Here is a 2353-nt window from a genome sequence, read left to right as displayed (position 1 = left end):
ACACTACCGGTTCACCCGGCTCCGGGGTGAACACAAAGTAATAAGATATCCCTTCATCCGCCAATAAGCGCTGGAGAAACATCAGGTCGCTTTCATCATACTGAACACAAAATTCCCGCTCAGGATGTTCATAACGCAGGTTACAAATGAAGTTCCTGACACCATTTTCTTTCAGCAATTTTTCGACAATATCGGCCACGGATTGGCGCTGAAAAATGCGGGAATTCACCCGTAATCCCGCACGCCATAAACCCGGATGAAGTGTCAGGGAATAATGACTGCGATGGCGACCTGTCGTGCTTTGTTCAAACTGAGTCACAATCCCGGTGACACTGCGCTCCGGTTGCCCGTCACGATAAACGGTCAATGTGGCGGAATTATCCAGCACATCAGCAAAATCAATATCCGGGTCAGCGCTGGTTAACGCGGCTTCCAGGCAGAACAATGTTGACAGCGCTTCATTCAGGGTAAATTCAACCACAGCAAAAGTTTGCTCCGGGAGATTACCTACGGTGAGGGTAAAAACCAGTCCTGAATCCGCCATTACTGCCCTCCTGACTGAGTGATATTGACGTTGAGGAAATGAAAGGAATCGTTTAATACAACCATAATCCAACCTTCATCAATTTAAATGATGACCGAATGTATTTGACCGGCAGAGCCACGGGCTAAACTTTTCTCTGCCCTTGTTGGGCTGGGTATTGACCTCATATTGCTGCCTGAAATTATCAGCACTCTGTCGGTTTGATTGTTTAACATATGAACGGGAGCATAGAAAAGGGAAGGAATAATGCACTTATTTTCTTTTAATAACGAAATTTTATTCTGGTCAAATTGAAGATTTTTTATGGGATATCACAAATAACGATAAGGAATTTAATGCGTTAGAATTAACCGCCTCAATGCGAATGCGATTAAACAGAATCACTGACCTGAACCTGCGCTTCATTGGCACGAAATAAGAAAGCAGAATTAGCGATACATCTCAAATAAAGACATGTCTTTCATATTGGTGAAAGTCTTAGAAGAAAATATCGGGTCAAATAACCCGATATGACCTCCATTAAATCACCTGGACAAAACGCCCGTTAATTAATGAGAAGATTGGTGAGATAGTCGCCAGATCCGCATCGCCGTCTTCATCATTAACATAATAGGATATTGGTGAATTCCTTAAGTCTGATTTATTCAGCAGCCTGACCATTCTGCCTTGGTTCATTACCTTAACCCGATAGTCACTCCAGTTAATTGGTCTCATTTTAAAGCTTTTTTCTTTGAAATCATGATGAAAAAATTTGTCGGCAAAGATACTCTCTTCGCTTTCGCCAGTTGCCCAAGCCCAGGCTTTGAGTGCAACTTTTTGTTGCTCACGGATAGTATTCACATCTTTGGCATTATAAGCCTGCCAGACAGCCATATAAGCCTGTTGCAGTTGCCGGCGCTGTTCAGGTGTATCTGTGTAGGGGGTTGCCTTCACCCATTCCCATTCCGGTAATCCACTGATTTTTATACTACGACTAAACCGGTATAAGGTCATATTTAATGGAAATTCTTTGGGATAAAAGTATAGTTTCTCTATATGCCCGGCTTCTACTTTTTCCGCCTGTATCACATGGCGTATAACCGGTGTGCTGACAGCGGCATATTTGGGTTCATCTGAGGATACTGTTGCCATGGGTTGACCATTTTTATCTATCTCAACTTCAATCGCCGTCAGCACTTGACTCTCTTTACCACGCATGGCAGTCAGCTCTAGCTTGCATTTAGCCTCTGGGTTAAAATGGTTTCGGGTTTCATCTGACAGTTTATCTGGGGAAAACCAGCCCAGTGCCCCGAATTCCAGACTAATTTCGTTTTCTCCGTTTACCAGGAACAACATGGCGGCCGTGCTGGCCGAACCAAATCCCCGACCTTCTAAGGCCGAATTACGGTTACTGAACCCAGTTACTCCATTGGTTTTAATATCACAAAAGGCATACTGGATATCGAATAAACTGCGAATATACAGCCTCGGTTCATTCGCATTAGCACTGGACATAATAATTACTCCTAACAATAGCGATAACAGTTTTAATTTCATTTTTTATCCTTTTATTCTTGCTTACATTCTTGGGAATCCCGCATTGATAAATGGGATTTTATCCAGCTTAGGTTTAAAGTTAGAGTCATAACTCATTTCCCACGATGCGGTTTCAGCACCCGGAACTATTTCCGGCTGAACAACAGGCCGTTCTTCTCCTATCAAATTAATTCTTAACGGAGATTCACTGGCTTTTAACGGGTCTGCAATAACCCATTTCCACTTCTTTTTGACTTTAACTATGGATTTTTTCTTCCCGTCTGCTTCTGCCTC

2 protein-coding genes and 1 pseudogene are annotated in these 2353 nt (G+C 42.9%); all 3 read right to left on the bottom strand.

The window, feature by feature from the left end; genetic code table 11:
- On the bottom strand, positions 1 to 544 hold a 544-nt coding region (tssI, locus tag ACGF63_RS22710; protein ID WP_387633339.1), incomplete at its 3' end, for a type VI secretion system tip protein TssI/VgrG.
- 519 nt (positions 545 to 1063) lie between these two features.
- The gene (locus tag ACGF63_RS22705; RefSeq protein ID WP_166291844.1) at positions 1064 to 2080 is read right to left on the bottom strand and encodes a hypothetical protein; all 1017 of its coding nucleotides are present in this window, start codon (positions 2078 to 2080) and stop codon (positions 1064 to 1066) included.
- A gap of 21 nt (positions 2081 to 2101) precedes the next feature.
- A pseudogene (locus tag ACGF63_RS22700) lies at positions 2102 to 2353 on the bottom strand (hypothetical protein); the annotation flags it as partial.

This window comes from Photorhabdus sp. RM322S, assembly GCF_042879395.1.
Lineage (GTDB): Bacteria > Pseudomonadota > Gammaproteobacteria > Enterobacterales > Enterobacteriaceae > Photorhabdus > Photorhabdus khanii.
This window is presented reverse-complemented; position numbering and strand designations above follow the sequence as displayed.